Genomic DNA, 22,263 nt, shown 5'->3' with positions numbered 1-22,263 from the left:
GGGACGCGGGCCGCTAATTCCCCCGGTACTGACGGACCATCCAATGCCGGTACGACGACCACAGGGGGCCGGTGTAGTCGGCGCACGCCGTGGCGCACAGCGTCGTGGAGAGATACCGCCGGAACACGGATTCCTTTCGCCGGGCCTGTTGAAGGGCGAGATTCGGCGACAGGGCGTTGATGGAATATCCGCGGTATCCGATGACGACGGGTTTCGGGCCCGGAAGGGAAGCGGCCGCCGATTTCACGAAGCGTGCCGCGACTTCGTGATCGCTGTGATCGCTTCTGGGGCCGCTTCCGCGGTCGATGTTCCGGTAGTCCAGGGTCCGTACGGTCCTGGCATGCGAATCCGCGACCAGCCAGGACAGCGTCGCGGTGAGTTCCTTCGCGTCGTAACTCGCGCTGCGGTCCATGGTCGTGATGCGGCGGATCCTTCGCTGTTCGAGCTTGAGGAGGCTCTGGCCCCCCTGCAGACGGGTGCCCGAGCCGTCGTGCAGCCCGTCCGGCAGCCGGAGGAAGGTGACCCGCACGCCGGGCCGGCCCGCCGGGACGCGCAGCGCGAAGGCACGGACCGTACGCCCGGCGTGTTTGCGGTCCTGGCGGCGCCAGTCGTTGGGGACGCCCGCCAACAGCGCATAGGCGCGGCCGACGCCCTGTTCGCGCCGCTCGGCGTACCCGGTGCCGGAACTGCCCGCGTCACCCGCAGTGAGGTAGACGATGTCGAGACAGGCGCCCCTCCCCCAGTCGTTCAGCAGGTCGGGACTCATGAAGAGGAGATCGTCGTCCTCGTGCGCCACCCCGGCGAACACGGTGCGAGGACAGGGCGCGGGAACCGCGGCGAAGGATCCCACGGGTACGGCGATCTGCCCGCACGCCAGAATCGCCAGGCCGCACACCGCCGAAGCGGCTCGCATTCCGCGTTTTCCCAGCCATTCCGCTGTCCCGTTCACGGGACGGATTATTATCGCAGAATTCACTCAGATCCTGGATTTCCCTCCGGGCGTGCCGCGACCGGCAATTGACAGCGGAATTTCTGGGGTCCGCGGGAGTGCGAATCGGCGGCGGGACCGCCCCGCTACGCTGGCGTCGTGACTCAACTCACCGCCGCCGTCGTCCAGGCGGGCTCGAAGCTGTTCGACACCCCGGCCGGCCTGGCCAAGGCACTGGACCTCATGCGCGATGCGGCCGGCCGGGGCGCCGAGGTCGTCGTGCTGCCCGAGGCGTTCCTGGGCGGCTACCCCAAGGGCCTCGACTTCGGGGTCCGGGTGGGCAGCCGCACCCCGGAAGGTCGGGAGACGTTCCGCCGCTACTTCGAGTCGGCCATCACCGTACCCGGACCGGAGACCGATGAACTGGGCGTTCTCACGCGGGAGTTGGGATGCCACGCGGTGGTCGGAGCGGTGGAGCGTGCGGGCTCCACCTTGTACTGCGTCGCCCTGTTCTTCGGGCCCGAGGGGTATCTCGGCAAGCACCGCAAGCTGATGCCGACCGCCGCCGAGCGCCTGATCTGGGGGTTCGGCGACGGCTCCACGATGCCGGTGGTCGACAGCGGGCACGGCAGGCTGGGGGCGGCGATCTGCTGGGAGAACTACATGCCGCTGTTCCGTACGGCGATGTACGCGAAGGGAGTCGACCTCTGGTGTGCGCCGACCGTCGACGACCGGGAGAACTGGCAGGCCACCATGCGGCACGTCGCCCTCGAAGGGCGCTGCTTCGTGCTCAGCGCCAACCAGTACCTCCTGCGGTCGGATCTGCCCGGCGACGTGCACCCGGTACAGGGCGACGCGCCGGACACCGTCCTCATCGGCGGCGGCAGCACGATCGTCTCCCCGCTCGGCGAAGTCCTGGCCGGGCCCCTCAGGGGCGGCGAGGGGATCCTCGTCGCGGAGCTGGACCTCGGGGACATCCCTCGCGGCCGCTTCGACTTCGACGCCACCGGGCATTACGCCCGCCCGGACGTCTTCACCCTGCACGTGGACGAGACCCCGAGGCCCCCGACCCGGCCGCGTACCCCCTGAGCGCTTACACGGTCTTGACCGGATTCGGACACCGGAGCGCCCGGCCGTGCAATACCGTGCCCCCGTGGACCAGTTGATCTCCCAGGACCCGACGCACATAGGACCGTACCGCCTGATCGCACGCCTGGGCGCGGGCGGCATGGGCCTGGTGTATTTGGGCCGTTCCGAGGCCGGGCGGACCGTTGCCGTCAAGGTCGTCCAGGCCGAGCACGCCCAGCACCCCGAGTTCCGCAGGCGCTTCGCCCGTGAGGTGGCCGCCGCCCGGCGGGTGGGCGGCGCCTGGACGGCGGCCGTGCTCGATGCCGACACCGACGCCGCCGTGCCCTGGGTAGCGACCCAGTACATCCCCGGGCCCGACCTGACGACCGTGGTGGGCAAGGACTTCGGGCCGCTGCCCGAGAACTCCGTGCGGGTCCTGGCCAACCGGCTCGCCCTCGCCCTGCAGGCGGTACACGGGGCGGGGCTGATCCACCGCGACCTCAAGCCGTCCAACGTGCTGGTCACCGTGGACGGCCCCCGCGTCATCGACTTCGGCATCGCGCGGGCCATGGACAGCCTCGCCGGGGACAGCCTGCACACCCGCACCGGCATGCTGATCGGCTCGCCCGGCTTCATGTCGCCGGAGCAGGTGCGCGGCCTCGAACTCACCCCGGCCAGCGACGTGTTCTGCCTGGGTGCCGTCCTCGTCCACGCCGCGACCGGCCGGCTGCTCTTCGGCGCCACGGAGACCGGGCTGAACGCCCACCTGTTCCGGGTCGCCGAGGAGGAGGCGGACCTGACCGGCGTACCGGAATCGCTGATCGGTCTCGTACGCGCGTGTCTCGACAAGGACCCGGCCGGGCGGCCCACTCCCCAGCAGGTGGCCGACCACACGGCGGCAGACACCGGCGAGGAGTGGCTTCCGGGCGCGGTCCTCGCCCAACTCGGCCGTCACGCGGCCGAGTTGCTGGACTTCGCACCCCAGAGTCCGGTTCCCCCGGCCACGGTCCCCGCCGACCCGCGCGTCCCGTCCGGGCAGCCGCTGCCCCCGCCGCCCGCGTACGCGCCCACGACCCCGGCGCATCCCGTGTCACCGCCGGGGGTGGCTCCCTCCCCCACCGACCTCCGGAAATCGCCACCGCCGCATCCCAGACGCTGGTGGGGCCTCGCGGTAGTCGCTCTGGTGCAGCTCTTCGTGCTGCTCGACGCGACGTCCCTGCGGATGGCGCTGCCCTCCGTCATGATGGATCTGCATGCGCCCGCATCCGGCCTGAACCGGGTGTTCTCCGCGTACGAACTGGCCTTCGGCGGGCTGCTGCTGCTCGGCGGTCATCTCGCGGACCTGATCGGCCGCAAGCGGATGCTGATCATCGGCCTGGTGGGCTTCGCGGTGGCCGGGGCGGTCGGCGGCGCGGCCCCGTCGTTCGACGTGCTGGTCGTGGCCCGCGCTCTGCAGGGCGCGTTCGCCGCACTCCTGTCGCCGGCCGCTCTGGCCCTGGTGACGGTCGGCTTCCCCGACGGAAAGGCCCGGGGCAGAGCCTTCGGCCTCTACGCCGCGATCGCCGCGGGCGGCTCCGTCGTGGGCCTGTTCACCGGCGGCTGGCTCCTGGAGAACATGAGCTGGCGTATCTGCCTGTATGCCGACGTGCCGCTCGCCCTGATCGCCGTGATCGGCGCGGCCACCCTGGTCCACGACGGCCCGCTCCGCACCCGCCGCCGCCCCGACCTGCTGGGCCTGCTGCTCGGCTCCGGCGGGATCGTCGCCCTTGTCCACGGTTTCCAGGAGACGGGCTCGCGCGGCTGGACCGACGTTGTGGTGCTCGCCCTGTTCGCGATCGGCATCGCCCTGCTCACGGCGTTCGTGTTCTGGCAGTTCAACACGGCCGCCCCGCTCCTCGCGCCGTACATCCCCAGGGATCTCAGTCGCACGGGTTCCCTGGTCACGTTGTTCCTGACCGGCGCCGGCGCGTTCGCGCTGGTCCTGGTCCTGAACGCGTACCTCCAGAACATCCGCGGAGACGCCCCGGTGCAGAGCGCCGTGCTCCTGCTGCCCGCGGTCGCCGCGATCATCGTCGGCGCCACTCAGGTCTCCGGCCGACTGCTCGACCGCGTTCCGCCGCGCAAACTGATCCTGCCGGGGCTGCTGCTCGCCGCGGTGGGACTGGGACTGCTGACGTTCCTCGACACGGGCAGCGCGTACGTCACGGTGGCTCTGCCCGGCATGCTGCTCGCCGGATTCGGGCTCGGCATCGCCGTGATGCCGCTCTACTCCATCGCGACGGGCGGCACCGGCGCGCAGGACTCCGGCGGCGGCGCGGCACTGACGAACGCGGCCGGCCAGGTGGGCGGAGTACTCGGCACGGCGATGTTCGCCGGCATCCTCGCCACGGCCGTCGCCTCCCGCATGGCGGCGGTCGGGGGACTTCCGCCGACCCTTGCCGAACTGACCCGCAGCGGCCGCGCCGTCGACCCGCGAGCGCTCCCGGGGCCCCTGGCGGACGCGATGAGGCAGGCGACGCTGGACGGTTACACCGACACCCTGTGGTGGGCGGCCGGCCTCACCCTGCTCGCGGGACTGGTCGCCGCGCTGCTGGTCAAGTCCACCCCGCGCTGAGGACTGCGCCGGGTGCCACGCGGGCACCCGGCGTCCCCCGGTCAGACGGGGAGGCTGTCGACGGTCGGGGCGACCGTGCCGAACAGGTCGGTGATCGTCGTCAGGCTCGCGCTCTTCAGTACGGGGGCCGGGATCGGCTTCCCGTCGGGGCCGGGCAGGGTGCGGGTGGCGGTGGCCTCGGCGACGACGGTGGGGCGGTAGCCGAGGTTGAAGGCGCCCTGGGCGGTGAAGGTCACGCACATGTGGGTCATGAACCCGGCGAGGACCAGATCGCCGCCGACGCCGAGCTCGCGCAGCATCTCCTGCAGCTCGGTGTCGTGGAAGGAGTTCGGGAACCGCTTGACCACCACGGGCTCGCCCTTGAGCGGGGTGACCTGCGGGCAGATCGCCCCTATCTCGGCCCGGATGTCGTACGGCGTGCCCACGCCCCCGTCGTTGACGACGTGGATCACCGGGATGCCGGCGCCGCGCGCGGCGGACAGCAGCCGGGACCCGGCGTCCAGCGCCTGCTCGGAGCCTTCGAGGGCCATGACTCCGGTGGTGTAGGTGTTCTGGAAATCGATCATGATGAGGGCGGTGTCGGACAGGTGCGGGAGCTGATTGTCGAGGCCGATCACGTTCCGCAGGGTGGTGGCTGCGTTGTCCATGTGTGCCCTCTCCAGGGGTGGCTGACCTGTGTGTGGCCGACCTATGTGGCCGACCTATGTGTGGCTGACCTATGTGTGGGCGCCAGGAGGGGCGCCGCTGCGCGTCAGGTGAGGGTGCGAAAGCGGCGGCGGTAGGCCGCCGGGGTGGCCCGGAGCTGCCTCTGGAACGCGCGGTGCAGGGATTCCAGGGAGCCGAGGCCCGAGGCCGCCGCGATCTGCCGAAGCGACTGGTCGGTGCTCTCCAGAAGGCGCCGGGCCGCCTCCACCCTGGCCGCTTCGACATAGGCGGCGGGGCTGGTCCCGGTCTCCTCGCGGAAGACCCGGGCGAAGTGCCGCTCGCTCAGGCACATCCGCCGGGCCAGGACGGCGGCGGACAGGTCGCCCTCCAGATGGTCGTCGATGAACCTGCGCAGTTCGGCACTGTCCCGCCGGGTGGATGCGGGCCGGGACAGCGGCACGCTGAACTGGCTCTGTCCGCCCTGCCGTTTGAGGTACATGACCAGGAGTCGGGCGACCGACAGGGCGGCCTCCTCCCCGTGGTCCTCGGCGACCAGGGCCAGCGACAGGTCGAGGCAGGCGCTGATGCCCGCGCCGGTCCAGACCCGTCCCGAGCGTACGAAGATGGGGTCCGGGTCCACCGTGACGCCGGGGTGCTCGCAGGCGAGCTGGGCCGCGGTCGACCAGTGCGTGGTCGCGGTGTGCCCCTCCAGGAGCCCGGCCGCCGCGAGGACGTGCGCGCCCACGCACACCGACGCCACCCGCCGGGCATGGGGCGCGGTGTCGCGCACCCATGCCACGACCCGGTCGTCGATCCGGGCGATGGGCCCTTCGGGGGTCATGTCGACCGCCCCCGGCACGATCAACGTGTCGACCGCGGCGCCGACTTCGTCGAAGGCGAGGTCGGCGAGCAGCCGTACCCCGGCGGAGGTGGCGACCTCGCCCCGCACCGGACCGGCGAGCCGGACCCGGTACTCGGCCCGGCCCCGGATCACCCCGTTGGCCAGCGCGAAGACCTCGGCGGGGCCGGTCACGTCCAGAACGTCGACGTCCGCGAAGACCGCGATGACCACACGATGAGGAGTGGGCATGCCACCATCATCGGGGTGGGGTCCGATGGCGGCAATGACGGTTTTCTGTCACATCCGGCCATCGTCGCAGCGCGTCGGCCGAGGGTCTCCGCCTCCGCCGGCGCCCGCTCCCCCGGCCGTGCTTCAGGCGGCCTCGGCCGCCACGCGGATGTCGGCACGCGGCCGCGTGTAGAGGCGGCCCCGCACCTCACCGCGGGCCAACCGGTCCATCGCCGCCGGGAGTTCGGCGAACGGCACCTCCTGCACCGCCGGCTTGAGCGCGCCGCTCGCGATGAGGTCGTACACCTCGCGCAGTTCGTCCTTGCTCGCGCCGAGGGAGCCGACAAGCTGGACGTTGCGCATCACCAGGGAAGCGATCGATATCGGGGCTACGGCGCCGCCGAGTCCGACGAGCACCACACAGCCGCCCGGGCGCACGCTCTCCACCGCCGCGGCGGCCGTCGAGGGGACACCGGCGAAGTCCACGATCACATCGGGGTGATGGGCCGTGAGCTGCCGTACGTCCTGGAAGCACCCCGAGGCTCCGGCCTGCGTCGCCGGGCCGAAGGTGGCCGTGTTGATGTCGACCCCGTACACGGTCGCGCCGAGCAGTTTCGCGATCCGTACGCCGTTGAGACCGAGGCCGCCGAGTCCTATGACGCCGACGGTCCGGCCGCGCCGCACCGAACCGGCCGTCCGCACCGCGTGATAGGCGGTGGCCACCGAGTCGGTCGCGACCGCGGCCTCGGCGAACGTCACGTTGTCCGGAATGCGCACCAGCGTGGACACATGGGCCAGTTCCTGCTCGGCGAACGCTCCGTCGTGTCCCACCCCGGGCGCGAAGCGGGCCGCTTCGATCGGGTGCGTGACCAGGGCGATGCCCACCCGGTCGCCCACCGCGAAGCCCCGCACCCCCTCGCCTACCGAGGAGATCACCCCCGCACCCTCGTGCCCCAGCGTCACGGGGGACTTCACGGTGAGGTCACCGAGATCCATGCCGCTCATGATGTGCAGGTCCGAGTGGCAGAGGCCGGCCGCCTCTATGTCGACCACCACCCATTCCGGCCCGGGCTCCGGGTCCGGAACGGTCTCCATGTTGAGCGGCCGTCCCGCCCCGGCGAACCGCATGGCCTTCATCTGTACATCCCCACCTTCACCCCTGTGTCGCACAGGTGTTCCCTGTTCTGATGGTTGAATTCCCAAGGTTCGGGCGTTTTATGCGCGTGAATCGTTTCAGCAGACATGATCGTGACACGGGTGTGGCGGGAGATGCCAACGGCGGCCCGCTCCCGGTGAGTTGGGGCGGGCCGCCGAGGGAATCGGCGTGCGGAGCGCCGAATCCGTCTCGCTCAGCTGTCGGCGGCGATCAGGTTCCGTTCACCTCCAACTCGTATACGCGAGCGGCCGGGTCGCTGTTCTGGGTCGGGGTGATCACCGCGAGGCGTACATAGCGGGCCGATCCCGTGACGGAACTCGTCGTGGAATCCGCGGAGTTGCCCCGGACCTGGGCCGCCGTGGTCCACGTAGTGCCGTCGGCGGAGACGCTCAGGTCGAAGTCCTTGGTGTTCCAGTCCGCGCTCTCGCCGCCGGCGCCCGCATGGCGCACGGTGATCGAGGTCAGCGGGTGGGACGCACCCAGATCGACCTGAAGGGTCTTGATGCCCGACGCCTTCGAGCACCACTTGTCACCGGAGCCTCCGGTGAAGCTGCCGTTGACCGCCTTGTCCGGGGTCTCCGAGGTGTTGCAGGACGCGGAGCCCGTGGCAGGCTGCCCGATCGCGAGGTCCCGGGCGCCGCCGCTCGCCCCATAGACCTCCAGCTCGTAGACGCGGGCCGCGTCACTCCCGCCTCCGCCGGTGTTGGAGGGGCTGGTGACGACGAGGCGCACGTAGCGGGCGGATCTGGCCGATACGGGGTGGTACGTGCGGCTGGAGCGCGAGCCGGTGACGGTGGCCGCGGTCGTCCAGGCGGAGCCGTCGGTGCTGGTCTGGATCTGGAAGGCGCCGGTGTTCCAGCCGGTGTTCTCGCCGCCCAGACCCGCGTGTTTGATCACGAAGGACGACACGTTCCGGACGGACCCGAGGTCGACCTGAAGCGACTTGTCGGCCGCGGACGAGCACCACTTGCTGTTGTTCGTCAGGGAGCCGTCCACCGCCTTGTCGGCCGACTCGGCGGACGCGCAGGACGCCGATCCGGTCACCGGCTTGCCGAGCGCGAGGTCGGTCCCGAGCTCCGGTGCGGCAGGCACGGGCGTGGCCCCGTCCTGGAACGAGGGCGGCACGTCCGAGGCGCCGGTGCCCCAGGTGGTGCTGGGCGCGCCGCCCATCGTGTAGGTGAGGGTCGCGCCGCCCGCGACGTCCGGGTAGCGCAGGTAACTGTGGCTGGTGGACGCGCCGTTGACGGCGAGGGACTGCACATAGGAGCCGGTCCCGGAGCTGTTGACGGTGATGTTCCCGGCCGCGCGCTGGATCAGGATGGACGGGAACTGCGGCCCGTGCACCGCGAGCGTGTCCGCGCCGGGCGTGGCCGGGTACATGCCGAGCGCGGCCCACACGTACCAGGCCGAGGTCGCCCCGAGGTCGTCGTTGCCGGGCAGCCCGCCGGCGCCGGTGGTGAACGACTCGGACATCACCTTGCGTACCGCGTCGGTGGCCCCGGCCGGGTGGCGGGCGTAGTTGTAGGCCCACGGCACACCGTGCTCGGGCTCATTCCCTATGTAGTAATAGGGCCTGCTCTGCCCGGCGTTGACCTCGGTGAAGTGGTGGTCGAGACGCTGGACGGCGGTCTGGGGGCCGCCCATGGAGTTGATCAGGTCGGAGAAGTCGTACGGCACCATCCAGGTGTACTGGGAGGCGTTGCCCTCGGTGAAGGTGGACTGACTGGCCGGGTCGAGCGGCCAGCTCCAGGAGCCGTCGCCCTTGTGCTGCTGCACATAGGACGACTCGGAGTTGAATGTGTTGCGCCACCACTGGGCGCGCCCCATGTGTGTGGTGTAGCTCGATGTGTTGCCGAGCGACTTCGCGAACTGGGCCACCGCGAAGTCGGACGCCGAGTATTCGAGGGAGTCGGAGGGGTCGTCGAGGTAGTGCAGGCTCGTGTACGTGGACTGGCGACCGCGTATCGGACTGCCTTGTGCGGTACCGCCGTTGGACGCCTTCTCCATGAGGGACAGGGCCGCCGAGGTGTCGAAGTCGCGGGCTCCGAAGGCGTACATGCTGCCGACGATGATCGGGCCGGGGTCGCCCGTCATGACGAAGTCCTCGTTGGTCTGCTGCGACCACTTGGGCAGCAGCCCGCCCTGCTGTCCGTCCAGAACCATCGACTTGGCGATGTCGCTCGCTTCGGTCGGTGCCATCAGCGCGATGAGCGACGCCCAGGACCGGTAGATGTCCCAGCCGGAGTAGTTCTGGTACACGGGTCTTGCCGAGTTGTGCACGGCGTTGTCGAAGCCCCGGTAGTCACCGTTGACGTCGCTGGAGATGTTGGGGCTCTGGAACACGTGGTAGAGCGCGGTGTAGAACTTCTGCTTGTCTGCGGTACTGCCGCCGGAGACCTGGAGCCGGTTGAGCATCTGGTTCCAGGAACTGTCGGCCGCGGCGCGGACGGCGCCGAAGTCCCAGCCATTGTTCTCCGAGCTCACATTGGCCTGCGCGCCCGCGACACCGACGTAGGACAGGCCGACCTTGAACTGGACCGCCGCGTTGCTGGTGGTGTCGAAGGTGACATAGGCACCGGTGTTGGTGCCGGACGCGCTGGCCGAGCCGTCGCTGACGGTGCCGCCCGACCAGGTTCCGAAGCCGGTCGGCGCCCGGTCGAAGCGCACGTCGAAGTAGATCTGGTACGTCTTGGACGAGCCGCAGAATCCACCCGCGGTCACGCTTCCGGTCAGCTCGTTGCCGTTGATGTGCACCGTTCCGGCGCGGTTTCCGGTGGCACTGCGGCCGGTGTTGATCAGCAGCCGGGACGTGGTCGAGGCGGGATAGGTCAGCTTGCCCATGGCGGTGCGGGTGGTGGCAGACAGCTCCACATCGGTGGCGTAGCGGTCGAGGCGGGTCTTGTAGTAACCGGGCTTGGCGACCTCGTTCGCCTTGGTGTAACCGGACGCGTAGCTGGTCCAGTTGGTGCCGGGCGAGCTGCCGAGCGCGCCGGTGACCGGCAGGAGCGGCAGGTCCTCGTTGTTGGCGCAGCCCGCGCCGTCGAAGTGGGTGAGGCTGAAGTCCTCGACGGAGGTGTCCTTGTAGCGGTAGCCGGACGGGGAGGCGGTGGGGGTGTCGGGGCCGAACTGCACGCCGCCGAAGGGCACCACGGCGCCGGGGTAGGTGCTGCCCCCGGCGCCGCCGGGCACGGGGTTGGGGGCGTTGCTGTCGTCGGTGCCGATGAACGGGTCGACGTACTGGGTCAGCGGAAGCGTCGCCGCGTGGGCGGGCGCCGCGGTGAGACCGGCGAGCCCTAAGGCGGAGAGGGCGAGGGCGCTGAAGGCGCCGACGCATCGGGAGAGGCGTCTGGACCGGATCACGGATCCGGAGGAGGGCACGGAGCGGAGCACGAGGGGGGACCACCTTCTCGCAAAGGACCGCTCGCCGTCCGACGGGCGGCCTCGGGACGGGGGGGATGCTCGATGTGCATGTGAACGTTACCAATCAACTCAGGATTGTTGAGGTGTCCCTGACCACCCGTCAAGGGCCGTGGGTGAAATCGAGCCCCTTGTTCACCTTGAGGTTCCGCCGTCATGGGCCAGAGGGAGCAATCCCCGCCTGTTCGGCTGATTTTGACGACTGGTCAGTTGAGGATGACCCCCGGCCCTCCCCGCATGGGAACGTTAACAAGCCGCAGTGACCCTTGTGACGGCTTCGCCCCCGCCGCCCCAGGCACCCCGTTGGCCGCCTGACATGGGGTGTCGTCTGTCATCATCGAGCCGTCGCCGTGCCGGACCGGGCACGGATCGGTCGATGAGGAGGCTCGTGAAGCGCCCGACGATGAAGGACGTGGCCCGCGCGGCGGGTGTGAGCCCCATGACCGTCTCGCGCGCGGTGTCGGGCGAGCCCGGGGTCTCACCGGACACGGCCGCCCGAGTGGAGCAGGCCATACGGCAGTTGGGCTATCAGCGCAACGACAACGCCCGCAACCTGCGGCAGAAGAACCTGCGCACGTCCACGATCGGTCTCGTCGTCGACGACCTGGCCAACCCGTTCTACGCGCTCATGGCCCGCTCCGTCGAGGACGAGGCGCATCGGCGGGGCTTTCTCGTCCTGGTCGGCAGCACCAATGACGAACCCCGCCGCGAACGCGAGGTCATAGCCGCGTTCACCGCCCGCCAGGTGGACGGCCTCATCCTGGTGCCGACGAACGGGGGCCACGGTTTCCTCAAGCAGCCGATGGAGGGCGGGACTTGCGTCGTCTGCGTGGACCGGCCCGCCAAGGGGCTGGCCGTCGACACCGTCACCGTCGACAACCGCGCGGGGGCCGAACGGGCCGTCAGCCACCTGCTCGGCCACGGACACACCCGGATCGCCTATCTCGGCGACCGCTTCGACATCTGGACCCAGCGCGAACGCCATGCCGGTTACCTCGACGCCCTCGCCTCCCACGGCCTGCCCGAGGACCCGGCTCTCGTACGGCACGGACTGCGTTCCCAGTCCGATGCCGCGGCCGCCCTGGCCGAGCTGCGGGCGCTGCCCGATCCGCCCACGGCGCTGTTCACCACCAACGATCTGATCAGCATCGGCGTGATGGACGGACTCGGCCGCCCCGACCCCGTCGCCCTCGTCGGATTCGACGACTTCCCGCTGGCCGACCGGCTCAGCCCGCCGCTGAGCGTGGTGAGCCAGGACCCGGTCGCGCTGGGTGCGACGGCCGCGAACCTCCTGTTCTCCCGGATCGACGGCGACCTCTCCGCGCCCCGCTCCGTCGTCCTCCTGACCCGGCTCATCGTCCGGGGGTCGGGATCGGTGGGGGGTGTGCGCGGCTAGCCGGTGTCATCTCCGTCGGCGGCCGCGCTTGCGGCCGACGGCCGTACTCCCCTTACCGGAGCAGCCCCTCGGGCAGATAGGGCGACCGTATGGGGACGGGCCAGCCGATGCGGCGGGCGTGGCAGGCCAGCCCCAGGACGTCAAGATTGACGGCGGCTTCCATGTCCTTCCCCCGGGCGCCGACCGTGTAGTGCTCGCGGTGTTCCTCCAGGGCGTCGGCCAGCGCGAGGGCGAAGCCCTGCTGGTCGCCCTGGACGAGCTGGGAAAGGAGCGAGACCGGTGGGGCGAGGAAACCGCCACCGGCCATCCGGGCGGTCGTCGTCAGCGCGTGGTCCGTCGCGGGCTCGGGATCGACGCCGCGCAGATAGTCGTGAAGGGCCGCGCAGTACGCCCCGCCTGGCGAGGGATGGTCGTCCTCCACGAAGAACTCGGGCTCGACGAGCACGCAGTCGGCCAGCGGCCTGCGCGCGCCGACGACCAGCGCGAGCGCCACGGCCTGCTGCCACTGGTGCGGATTGGGCCGGTAGGAGCTGCGCCACGCCGGCAGCAGCCGGGTCGTGCCGCCGATCGCGACCTCCACCTCCGTGCCCGGCCCGGCGCGTGCCACCCGAAGGGCGCCCGCTCCCGCCTCGGCGCCGAGCAGCAGCGCCTCGTACTGGCACGGATCCGTCCCGTACGGATCGAGCGCCGCTCGCACCAGGAAGCGCTGCCGCTGATCCGACATCAACGACGTCAGATCCCGCGCGAGCGCCTTCGGGTCTTCGCAGCGGTCGTGGAAGCGCTCCAGCTCCTGCGCGGCGAAGTCGTCGTACAGCGACGGGTCGATGGACTGCGCCACGAAGGGGTGCGGCGGCCTCTCGACCACCAGGGGGCCGGCAGCGAGCGCGGTCACGGCATCGGCGCGCTTGCCCCGCCCGTACGCCCGGACCCGCGGCACGCCCGGGGCGAAGCCCGTCACCAGCGCGTGCGGAAGGTAGGCGGAGTCGACGCGGGTGGGCCAGCCATGACGGCGGTGAGCCATGGCCATGAGCGCTATGGCATCGAGCGGCAGCAGGCTCCGCGGCCAGGCGTCTCCTCCCGCGGCCCGGCTGCGATGCTGCTCCAACTGCGCGGCCAGACAACGGGTGAAGCCCTCTTCGTCGCCCGCCGCCAGGGCTCGCAGGGTGCTGAGGGCGGCCCGGTGGCCGGGCCAGTCGTCGCCTTCGCCGAGCGTCGCGGTCACCATGTCGATCAGCGCGCACTTCTCGATGTCCTGGACCGGCCCCGGCGAGGCCGGGTCGTCCGGCCCCTCCTCGGGTCCGAAGGCGTACGCCATCAACGCGTGGACGAGCGCCACGTCGGCACGCCCCTCGTTCCCGCGCCACGGCGGGGCGGCCTCGATGAACATCTCGGCCTTGCGGTCCGAGATCCGGGCCAGGAAGGCCAGGCAGAAGCCGTCCAGCCACTCGAAGGAGCGGACCTGTCCGTCCCGCGTCCCGTTCTCCTCATCGCCGTCGAACTCGCCGCCGTACGACACTCCGGCCTCGGCGTAGTCGATGAACACGTCGAACTGCCACCCCGGAAACACGGTCAGCTCCAGGGCGCCCACCGCGGCGGCCGCCGCCGATCCGAGCGCGACCTCGGCGTCCTTACCGCCCAGTTCGGGCAGCCGCGTCGACCGCGCCCCGAGGTAGTCGAGGAAGGCTCCGGCGATCGCACGCCAGCCCCGGGCCGGACGCGGATCGTCCTGCATCCGCTGTACGTCCCCCGCGATCCGCTCGGCGAAGCCGGCCTCCGCGGCGGCCAACGCCGCCTCACCGATTCGATGGCGCTCGATCCGCACCTCTGCCTCCCGACGAGTCCCCGTTCGATCTTGCCCTGCCAGCATAGGAAGGGGGTCTGACAATGCGCCGGGCCCGGCGGACGACCGAGGACGCATGATGGGTCCCGCGGCGCCTTTGTCATCATTTGGTCACATGGACGTGCGATCGTGGTGCTGCCTGCTTGGTCACTTGGCGCCTCGAAGGTTTCGGACCAGATCGGAAATGAAGACTTCCGACTGGAACGCCTTCGTATGTTCCTGGCGTCTTGGCGGCCGACAGCGCAGAGCACAGGGCGAGATCAGCACAGCAAGGCGGGCTGCACTACGTATGAACGAGAAGAACAGCGCAAAGGCGGGCGAGCTTTCCGGCAAGGAGGCAGCACCGGGCGACGAGGCCGATGCGGTGAATGCGGCGGAGGAGGCGGCTGACCGGGCCGAGGCCCGGGCGGTTTCAGCGCCTGCGGACCAGGCCGACGAGGGGGCCGACGAGGCCGGCCCCAACTCCGGCGGCTCCGAGCCGACTCGGGGCCAGGCGGATCCGGCCGACCGGGCCGACCGGGCTGACCGGGCTGACCGGGCTGACCGGGCTGACCGGGCTGACAAGACCCTGGCCGCCGTTCCCCCGGTGTCCCGGCAGGACTCGGCTAGCCCGGCGTCGGAAGGGGCCTCCGAGCCCGACGACGAACACGCCGACGCCGCGACCGACGGCAGCGAGGCCGACGGCAGCGTGGCCGCCCGCGACCCACGCGCCGAGGGCGCCGCGTCCAGCACCCCGCCGAGCGACGAACAGCCCGAACAGCCCGAACAGCGCGAAGAGCGCGAAGAGCGCGAGGAGCAGGCCGGGGAAGAGGGCAAAGGGCAGCCCGAGGCCGACGCGCCCAAGTCACCCGACGCACCCGAGGCATCCGCGAAGCCCGACCCCGTCCGCGCCCCCACACCTGTACGCGGCCCGAACGCGGACGGGGATGCGGATCCGGAGTCCGCGCCGGCCCCGGCGCCCGACTCCGCGAGGAAGCCCCCGGCTCCCTCCTGGGCCGCCCGTAGAGAATCGGATTCCGAGCGGACCAGCGAGTTCGTCGCGCTGAAGCCGGACCTGCCGCGCCCGACCTCGCCCCGACCCGTCACCCCGACCCCCGTGCCGTCGTCGTCCGGCGAGAAGCCCGGCGGGGGTTCCGCCGACTCGGACCGCACCCGGGAGCTCGCCGCGCCCTCGCGTGCGGACAACGACCGCACCATGGCGCTGAGCCGGCCGCCCGCCCCCGCCGCCGCATCGCCCGCGACCTCCTCCGGAGCCGGTGATGCAGCCGGTCCGCCGCCCCCGCTCGACCTGCTCGCGCAGCTGACGAACACGCCGCCGAAGCCCGAGACGGTGGGCCGTACGGTCGCGCGAAGGGTCAAGATCTGGGGCACGCTGGTGGCACTGCTCGCCGTCGTCCTGGTGGCGGTCCAGGCACTGCGCCCCCTCCCGACGCCGACGCTCGAACTGACCGGCAAGTCGAGCCACACCGCCGACGGCGGCGCCCTGTCGCTGCCGTGGCCGACCGAGGGACAGGCCGTGGTCGACATCGACGGCCTCGGCCGGATGGGCTCGTACGGGGAGATGAAACCGCTGCCCATCGGCAGCGTGGCCAAGGTCATGACCGCCTATCTCATCCTGCGGGACCACCCGCTCAAGGCCGGCGACAAGGGGCCGTCGGTCCCGGTCGACCAGAAGGCCGAGGACGACTACACCAGCGGCGTCGCGGAGAAGGAGTCGGTCGTCGAGGTCAAGGCGGGTCAGCAGGTCTCCGAACTGGAGGCCCTGCAGGCCGTCATGCTGCCCTCGGCGAACAACGTGGCCCGCCTGCTGGCCCGTTGGGACGCGTCGACGGAGGAGGCGTTCATCAAGAAGATGAACGACACCGCCAAGGAACTCGGGATGACCAACACGACGTACACCGACGCGAGCGGTCTGATCGAGTCCACGGTCAGCACGGCCGAGGACCAGGTGAAACTGGCCAAGCGGGCCATGACGAACCCCGTCTTCCGGCAGATCGCCAAGCTGCCGTCGTACCAGTCGACGACGACGTCCGGCGGCAGCACGGTGGAGACGGCCAGGACGCAGTACAACTTCAACAAGCTCGTCCCGCTGAACGGTGTCGTCGGCATCAAGACGGGGTCCACGACCAAGGCGGGCGGCAATCTGGTGTTCGCGGCCGAGACGACGGTCGGCGGCAGCAAGCAGCTGATCATCGGCGCCGTGTTCGGACAGCACAAGACGCCCATCATCGGCACCGCGACGGCCGCCAGCAAGAGCCTGATACTGGCCGCGGACAAGGCACTCAGGAGCGAGACGGTGGTGAAGAAGGGCGAGGTGGTCGGCCAGGTGGACGACGGTCTCGGCGGCACGGTCCCGGTCGTCGCGGCCAAGGACCTGACCGTGCCGGTGTGGTCCGGCGCCTCGGTCGCGATCAAGCTGACGGACGGCGGCAGGGCGCTGCCGCACTCGGCGAACGCCGGTACAGAGGTCGGCGTGCTGACCGTGGGCAGCGGATCCGGCGATGCGAAGGTGCCGGTCACGCTCCAGGACGACCTGTCCGAGCCCTCGTTCGGCGCGAAGCTCACCCGGCTCGGCTGACCCCGGAGTCGACGACAGCCCAGCGCGGCCCCGCCGGTTCCGGCGGGGCCGCGCTTCGTTACGGGTCAGCAGGGGACGGCGCCTCCGCACTGGCAGGGTCCGCCGCTCTGGCATCCGCACTGGCAGCTCGGTCCGCACGAGCAGTTGGCCGCGCGGAGCGGTGGGGCCGTCGCGGGGCGGGGAGTTGTGAACGCGGGGTTCGGTGGAGTCGTAGGAGGAACAGGCTGCTCGGGAATCACGGTCGGGCTCCTTCCCTGGTGCGCTGTTTCAGCCCCGAGTCAACTCCAGGCCTCGTCGGTCGTCAACGCCCCGTCCAGTAGGGGGAGTTGTGTCGCTCGAATGACCTCCGCCCGGGTGCCGTACTACGCCCCGGCGCAGCCGGCGTACCCCGTTCGGTCACGTCGGCCCAAGCGCGGGCGAATCACGGGCTCGCGGGGTGCTGCCAGCGGCGATGGGTCCGGGTACGGCGTTCCCTCGCCTTGGCGCACTTCCAGCACAGCCATCCCTCGGGCCGGGCGTGCACACTGGAGTTGAAGCAGTCCGGCTCGGCGCAGCGCCAGAGTTCGCGCGGCCCCTCGTGGATGGGGAATTCCTCCGCGGGGCGTTCATAGCCGGTGGGCTGCTCGGTCACGATGTACTCGGCGTGCCTCCAGGTCTCGAACGGCACCCACTCGGTGCCCATATGGTCCGCCACGACGACGTCCTCATGCGCCGGACAGCACTGCTTCCACCAGCGGCGCACATGCATGAACTCGGGGACCGACCAGACCCACATCAGCCCGCCGGACGAGTTGAGGACCATCTGCCCGGCCCGCCCGGCCGCGTACGGGACGTCCACTCGCTCCCAGCAGCCCTCCCCCAGGTCGAAGATCATGTTCGGGCAGCGCTCGCCCGCGGAGCCCTCCGTGACGATGCACCGCACCTCCTCGATCGCTCCCGGCCCGAGCTGGAGGTTGGTGTGGTGGCGCAGCACATGGCGGACCGGCACCTCCGGCACCTTCGCGGCGGCCGGTGCGGCCGGCTCCTTCGGCTCCACGAGAGCGGGGGCGAACTCGCCTTTTTCGATACGGCTCCTCATGCGTACGGCCAGCATCTGCACGATGGAGTCGATGTCGGGCGGCAGGCCGGTGTGTTCCACGGCGGGGCAGACCGCGGTGTGCGGGATGCGGCAGTAGCCGGAGTCGGCCGGCGCTCCGCGGTAGGCGACTCCCACGTTCACATGCCAACGGAAGCGCTCCGGCACCCGGCGGGCGGGGAGTTCCGGTGTCAGCGGGATACGGCCCGAGTCGTGCCGGTCGAACCATTCGATCGGGGTTCCGCAGTATTTGCAGCGGGCCACGGCTTCGCTGCGCAGGAGTTTGGACTGGTTGTCCCGATGCAGCCGCATGTCGACAGCGCACCTCCGCAGGCTCGGACTTTCACTCCACCGGCCTAACGAGAGCCCGCCCCGCGTGGCACGGCCGGGACCCCGTCGCTTGCTTGCGAAGTCCGATTGTCAGTGGTGCGCGGCACGATGGTGGGCAGGCTGAACGGCAGGCGCGCGCAGAGCCCGTCCGTTCGGCGCGGGAATCGGTTCGGTCCGACAAGGGAGTCCGGGATGACGTCCAGGTTCAGGTTCGGAGCACGTACGGCGGGCGGCGCGGGCCCCGTGAGCGGGGCGGGGCTCCCGGCGCTGCCGGTCGCCGCGGCACTGCTCACCGCCACCGTCGCGCTGTACATGGCGCTCGTCGCCTTCGGCAACATCACCGACTTCGACACCAACCGCCAGTTCGTCCGTCACGTCCTGGCGATGGACACCACGTTCAAGGATCCGGATCTCATGTGGCGGGCCATCACGTCGAGCACGCTCCAGGACATCGCGTACGTCCTGATCATCGTCTGGGAGACGCTGACGGCCCTGGTGCTCATAGCGGCGGCCGCCGTGTGGTTCGGCGGGCTGCGGCGCCGGGCCGGTTTCGCGCGGGCGCGGCGCCTGAGCACGATAGGGCTGCTCATGGTGCTGCTGCTGTTCGGCGCCGGGTTCATAGCCGTCGGCGGCGAATGGTTCTCGATGTGGCAGTCCAAGTCCTGGAACGGCCTCGACGCGGCGGCCCGCAACTTCATGGTGGCGGGCATCGTCCTGGTGGTCGTCCATCTGCCGGGCACCAACTCGCCAGCGATCCTGTGAGTTGACCCCTACGCCGGACCGTTGGGCGCATCCTGCGCGGGCGTCGAACGTGCCCGCGCAGGTGCTGCTCACCCGGGCTGTGCGCTGTTCGCAGCCGTGCCGGTGGCAAAGGAAGTCGGGGCCTTCATCGCGCCGTCACGAGACGTCGGACGGTGTCAGTCGCGCGCCGCGCACAGGTCGGTCCAGTCGAAGCTGTGGTGGCCGGTGTCGCAACACATCATCGGCTCCAGCTGCTGTTCATCGGTTTCGGGCAGTTCCTGCAGTTCCAGAACGAGGCTCTCCATGTGCCGCTTCCCTTCCAGGAGTTGGGTGGTTCTCTCGGGCCGGCCGGTCGACCAGCCACGATCGTGGTCCGCCGTGCGTGAGGCGGAGCAGGAAATCGAGTACGCCGGAGATGCCCACGTTGTACGAGGCGCAGATCTCGCGCAGTGTGTCGTCGGGCACCAGGAAGCGGCCCCGCCGCCGGGCCGCCCGTACGGTCAGGCAGGAGGAGAGGTCGAAGGCGGCCTCCCGGTGCCGGGCCTCGCCGGTCAGCTCGTGGAGGTCGAGCAGCAACTCGGCGTTGCCGGCCACGCCGTGGCAGCTTCCCGGGCCGATCTGCCAGCGCTGCTGCCGGACGGCGCGCGCCGCGCCCTCGGCGTGTTCCAGGAACCGTTCGTCTCCGGTCTCGTGCCACAGCCGCACGAGGAAGGTGCCGATGCCGGAGGTGCCGTTGCACCAGAAGTTCAGCCCGGGGCGCTCGCTGCGGCCGGGGCCCTTCGGCCAGTACGCGCTGCCCGAGCGCCATGCGGCGACAGCGCACAAGGCGTGCCCGCCACCGACGGCGATGTCGGTCAGGTCGGGGCGATCGAGGTCCCGGCCTGCGGCGAGGAGAAAGGCCGCGTTCCCGGCCACGCCGTGGCCGAACCCGTAGCACGCCGAACCGGCCAGCTCGGCGCGGAAGTCGGGGCCCGCCTCCCACTCCACCCCCGGCCCGTCGTGGAGCAGCCGGAGCACGCCGTTGGCACACTGGGCGGCTCGTTCGGCGAAACGCAGGTCGCCGGTCGCGTGCCACAGGTGCAACTGCGCGAGGCCCGCCCCGGACAGGCCGTGGCAGACATCGGGGTTGGCGCCTTCGAGCGGGATGTTCAGGGCGTACGCGATCGAGCGCTCCGCCAGCGCGGCGTCTTCCAGCGTCGTCGCCGCCTCGTACAGGGCCCAGGCGGCGCCGGAGCGGCCGAAGTACAGACCGGGCAGGACACGGCTCGGCGCGGTCAGCCGCCGGTCGAGCCATTCGGCGGCGGTACGCAGGGTGGGCGCGGCCGCCGCGTGCCCGCAGCGCACCGCCCGGTCGAGCACGGCGAGCACCCCGGCGGCTCCGAGCTGCACGTTGCAGGGGTCCCCGTACGGGAGCGCGGCCGGGCCCGGCCAGAGGTACTCCTGCGAGGGATCCATCGTGTCGGCGAGAAAGGCGAGTCCGTCGGCGAGCAGACGGTCCGCGGAAGGGAGGGAGGGGGTTGGGCAGGAGGGCACGGGTTGCGCCCGCTCTCCCGTACGCAAGAACTCCGCAGCCCGTCCCAGCGTCCACCGCCCCGCGCCGTCCCGCGTCAGCCCCGTGATGAGCGGGGCCAGCACGCGCAGGGCGGGGATGCCGGGGGCCGCCTCGGCCATGAGCGAGGCCAGGCGTTCGCCGGTCGGCCGGGCCGGCGCCGAGTCCGGGGCGAGCACCGGGCTGATCCCGGTCGTCACATGGAGCAGCGTCGCGCCCAGGCTGAAGCAGTCCGCCTCCGGTCCGGGCGCGGGCGGGGCGGCGTCGGGGCCGGCGGCTTCGAGGTATTCCGGCGCCGTGAAGCCGCGCGTTCCCGCGACGGGCGCCGGGGCGCCGGTGGGTACCGCGCACTCCAGGTCGACCAGGACGGGCCGGCCCTCGGGGGTCATCACGACATTGCCCGGTTTGAAGTCCCGCAGCACGAGGCCTTCGGCGTGCAACCGGCCGATCATCCGGGCGAGTTCGCGGGCGAGGTTCCACGCCTCGGCGACGCGGACGTGGCGGTCGCCGGTGCGCAGCCGGTCGGCGGTCCACTCCTGAAGGTTCACGCCGTCGATGAGGTCCTCGGCGAGGAAGACATGGCCGCCTGCCTCGAACACCTCGCGTACGGCCGGGGTGATTCCGAGCGGGGCGAGCCGGCGCAGGATCTCGGCCTCGTGCCGGAGCCAGTCCCGCGCGTCCCTGCCGTCGGGTCCGGCGCCGACGTGCGGGCGGGCCTCTTTCAACAGGACGGTGTCGCCGGTGCGCTCGTCGCGGGCACGGTAGACGCCGCCGCGGTTGGAGTGCCGGATCGCCTCCTTGACGAGGTAGCGGCGGGCGAGGAGCACGGGGTCGCCGCGTCGTCGTCCGGAACTCGCCGATGCAGTTCTGGGGAAGGGGCTGCCTGCCCAGGGCGGCGGGGCGAACCAGGGGTTCCGCTCGTCGGCGACGAAGGTGCCGTCGGGCGCGCGCAGGCGGCCCTCGTAGAACCCCTCGTCGTTGAGTTCGCGGGGCCGCGCGAAGCAGCCGTAGCGGTAGTGCACCAGACTGCCGGGACACAAGCGCCGGTCGGTCAGGATCGCAGGCCCGGTCAGGCCGCGCGTCCGGTCGTCCAACTCCTCGGCCAGGAGCCGGAGTTGGCCGTCGTCGGCGGGGTAGGCGGTGAGGAACTTCCCCGACTGGGCGCGGGCGGCGCGGACCGCGTTCATCTCGGCGGCGATGGCTGGAGTCGCCGCGAATTTGAACGCGCACCCGTGAGCCACCAGGACACGGGCCGCGCGCTCCAGAACCTGGGGCGCCGAGACGGGCGTGGCCGACACATGGAGCTTCCAGCCCTGCCTGCGGCTGATGTGGTGGGCCGGAGCGGCCATGTACCAGGGATCGCGGTGGTGCACCCGCCATGGGGTGGTCGGTTCCGCCTGCGCCAGGACCCGCGCGAGGATCGGCCGGTAGCTCGACGTCACCCGGCCAGCATGGCAGCGCGCTCCCCGGGTGCCGGGAGGCGTTTCCCAGCCAAGTCACAGGGGTGTCTCATCTCGCGTCCGGCTCGGCAATCGATCGTATTCGGCTGGGAGTTGAACGGAGCCGGTCGTATCCCCATCGAGGGTGGTCGCCGGACCCCACAGACAAGGTGCATAATGCATGTGTAGCCCTTCGCGCGTCCCCCGTCGCGAAGGGCTACACCTGCTTGCCGCGGCTGTGCGTCCCGGACGCGCCAAGCGCGCAGGGCACAGCAGCCACCCGAGCAAGGAACTCCCCTCGTGGCTCCTTGTTCGTGTTTTTTCGAGTTAACAGTGACGTAGAGTGTTTCCGCAAGTCCGATTACGATCGCGGAGCGAGATGTTCCGTTTTGTCGCCGACGACCGTGGCCGACAGCCT

General features: G+C 71.0%; 14 protein-coding genes. 5 read left to right on the top strand and 9 right to left on the bottom strand.

Annotated features, from left to right (window positions below; genetic code table 11):
- Nucleotides 1–13 precede the first annotated feature (13 nt).
- A complete protein-coding gene (locus ABD346_RS11275; RefSeq protein ID WP_344374149.1) occupies nucleotides 14–913 on the bottom strand; it encodes a PIG-L family deacetylase in 900 nt (299 codons plus the stop codon).
- A gap of 174 nt (nucleotides 914–1,087) precedes the next feature.
- On the opposite strand from ABD346_RS11275, the gene ABD346_RS11270 reads away from it, so the two are divergent.
- Both ABD346_RS11270 and ABD346_RS11265 read left to right on the top strand, forming a co-directional pair.
- Nucleotides 1,088–2,017, top strand: coding sequence for a nitrilase-related carbon-nitrogen hydrolase (locus ABD346_RS11270; protein ID WP_344374148.1), 930 nt, complete (start codon nucleotides 1,088–1,090; stop codon nucleotides 2,015–2,017).
- A 64-nt stretch (nucleotides 2,018–2,081) separates the two neighbouring features.
- Nucleotides 2,082–4,610: an MDR family MFS transporter gene (locus tag ABD346_RS11265; RefSeq protein WP_344374146.1), complete on the top strand. Its 2,529-nt coding sequence runs from the start codon at nucleotides 2,082–2,084 to the stop codon at nucleotides 4,608–4,610.
- Between the two features lie 41 nt (nucleotides 4,611–4,651).
- Here ABD346_RS11265 and ABD346_RS11260 read toward each other — a convergent pair whose 3' ends face one another.
- From ABD346_RS11260 to ABD346_RS11245, 4 genes are all read right to left on the bottom strand, one after another.
- Nucleotides 4,652–5,257 (bottom strand): cysteine hydrolase family protein, encoded by a 606-nt coding sequence (locus ABD346_RS11260; protein WP_344374145.1) that lies wholly within the window; start codon nucleotides 5,255–5,257, stop codon nucleotides 4,652–4,654.
- Between the two features lie 104 nt (nucleotides 5,258–5,361).
- Nucleotides 5,362–6,345: a GlxA family transcriptional regulator gene (locus tag ABD346_RS11255; protein WP_344374144.1), complete on the bottom strand. Its 984-nt coding sequence runs from the start codon at nucleotides 6,343–6,345 to the stop codon at nucleotides 5,362–5,364.
- 123 nt (nucleotides 6,346–6,468) lie between these two features.
- Nucleotides 6,469–7,461 carry a zinc-binding dehydrogenase gene (locus ABD346_RS11250; protein WP_344374142.1) on the bottom strand — a complete coding sequence of 331 codons (993 nt, stop codon included), beginning with the start codon at nucleotides 7,459–7,461 and terminating at the stop codon, nucleotides 6,469–6,471.
- A 229-nt stretch (nucleotides 7,462–7,690) separates the two neighbouring features.
- Nucleotides 7,691–10,870 carry a GH92 family glycosyl hydrolase gene (locus ABD346_RS11245; protein WP_344374141.1) on the bottom strand — a complete coding sequence of 1,060 codons (3,180 nt, stop codon included), beginning with the start codon at nucleotides 10,868–10,870 and terminating at the stop codon, nucleotides 7,691–7,693.
- A 403-nt stretch (nucleotides 10,871–11,273) separates the two neighbouring features.
- Here ABD346_RS11245 and ABD346_RS11240 point away from each other — a divergent pair, with 403 nt between their 5' ends.
- Nucleotides 11,274–12,293, top strand: coding sequence for a LacI family DNA-binding transcriptional regulator (locus ABD346_RS11240; protein WP_344374140.1), 1,020 nt, complete (start codon nucleotides 11,274–11,276; stop codon nucleotides 12,291–12,293).
- A 52-nt stretch (nucleotides 12,294–12,345) separates the two neighbouring features.
- On the opposite strand, the gene ABD346_RS11235 is transcribed toward ABD346_RS11240, so the two are convergent.
- Nucleotides 12,346–14,115, bottom strand: coding sequence for an immunity 49 family protein (locus tag ABD346_RS11235; RefSeq protein WP_344374138.1), 1,770 nt, complete (start codon nucleotides 14,113–14,115; stop codon nucleotides 12,346–12,348).
- A 307-nt stretch (nucleotides 14,116–14,422) separates the two neighbouring features.
- On the opposite strand from ABD346_RS11235, the gene ABD346_RS11230 reads away from it, so the two are divergent.
- Nucleotides 14,423–16,711, top strand: coding sequence for a D-alanyl-D-alanine carboxypeptidase (locus tag ABD346_RS11230; protein WP_344374137.1), 2,289 nt, complete (start codon nucleotides 14,423–14,425; stop codon nucleotides 16,709–16,711).
- Between the two features lie 421 nt (nucleotides 16,712–17,132).
- On the opposite strand, the gene ABD346_RS11225 is transcribed toward ABD346_RS11230, so the two are convergent.
- Complete coding sequence (locus tag ABD346_RS11225; RefSeq protein WP_344374135.1) at nucleotides 17,133–18,098, bottom strand: DUF6083 domain-containing protein; 966 nt, start codon at nucleotides 18,096–18,098, stop codon at nucleotides 17,133–17,135.
- Between the two features lie 210 nt (nucleotides 18,099–18,308).
- Between ABD346_RS11225 and ABD346_RS11220 the strand changes: the two genes are divergently transcribed.
- Nucleotides 18,309–18,878: a DUF2165 domain-containing protein gene (locus ABD346_RS11220; RefSeq protein WP_344374134.1), complete on the top strand. Its 570-nt coding sequence runs from the start codon at nucleotides 18,309–18,311 to the stop codon at nucleotides 18,876–18,878.
- A 155-nt stretch (nucleotides 18,879–19,033) separates the two neighbouring features.
- On the opposite strand, the gene ABD346_RS11215 is transcribed toward ABD346_RS11220, so the two are convergent.
- Both ABD346_RS11215 and lanL read right to left on the bottom strand, forming a co-directional pair.
- Nucleotides 19,034–19,162: a hypothetical protein gene (locus ABD346_RS11215; protein WP_344374132.1), complete on the bottom strand. Its 129-nt coding sequence runs from the start codon at nucleotides 19,160–19,162 to the stop codon at nucleotides 19,034–19,036.
- A complete protein-coding gene (lanL, locus tag ABD346_RS11210; protein WP_344374131.1) occupies nucleotides 19,116–21,848 on the bottom strand; it encodes a class IV lanthionine synthetase LanL in 2,733 nt (910 codons plus the stop codon). The genes ABD346_RS11215 and lanL overlap by 47 nt, the downstream gene beginning before the upstream one ends.
- Nucleotides 21,849–22,263 lie beyond the last annotated feature (415 nt).

The organism is Streptomyces mauvecolor (genome assembly GCF_039532965.1).
Lineage (GTDB): Bacteria > Actinomycetota > Actinomycetes > Streptomycetales > Streptomycetaceae > Streptomyces > Streptomyces violascens.
The sequence above is the reverse complement of the archived record's forward strand: the minus strand, read 5'-3'. Positions and strand labels throughout refer to the sequence as shown.

Coding starts and splice junctions, on each gene's coding strand:
- ABD346_RS11215 (WP_344374132.1), bottom strand. CDS start 19,162: ATGGAGAGCCTCGTTCTGGAACTGCAGGAACTGCCCGAAACCGATGAA.
- ABD346_RS11230 (WP_344374137.1), top strand. CDS start 14,423: ATGAACGAGAAGAACAGCGCAAAGGCGGGCGAGCTTTCCGGCAAGGAG.
- ABD346_RS11255 (WP_344374144.1), bottom strand. CDS start 6,345: ATGCCCACTCCTCATCGTGTGGTCATCGCGGTCTTCGCGGACGTCGAC.
- ABD346_RS11260 (WP_344374145.1), bottom strand. CDS start 5,257: ATGGACAACGCAGCCACCACCCTGCGGAACGTGATCGGCCTCGACAAT.
- ABD346_RS11225 (WP_344374135.1), bottom strand. CDS start 18,098: ATGCGGCTGCATCGGGACAACCAGTCCAAACTCCTGCGCAGCGAAGCC.
- ABD346_RS11250 (WP_344374142.1), bottom strand. CDS start 7,461: ATGAAGGCCATGCGGTTCGCCGGGGCGGGACGGCCGCTCAACATGGAG.
- ABD346_RS11240 (WP_344374140.1), top strand. CDS start 11,274: ATGAGGAGGCTCGTGAAGCGCCCGACGATGAAGGACGTGGCCCGCGCG.
- ABD346_RS11275 (WP_344374149.1), bottom strand. CDS start 913: ATGCGAGCCGCTTCGGCGGTGTGCGGCCTGGCGATTCTGGCGTGCGGG.
- ABD346_RS11220 (WP_344374134.1), top strand. CDS start 18,309: ATGACGTCCAGGTTCAGGTTCGGAGCACGTACGGCGGGCGGCGCGGGC.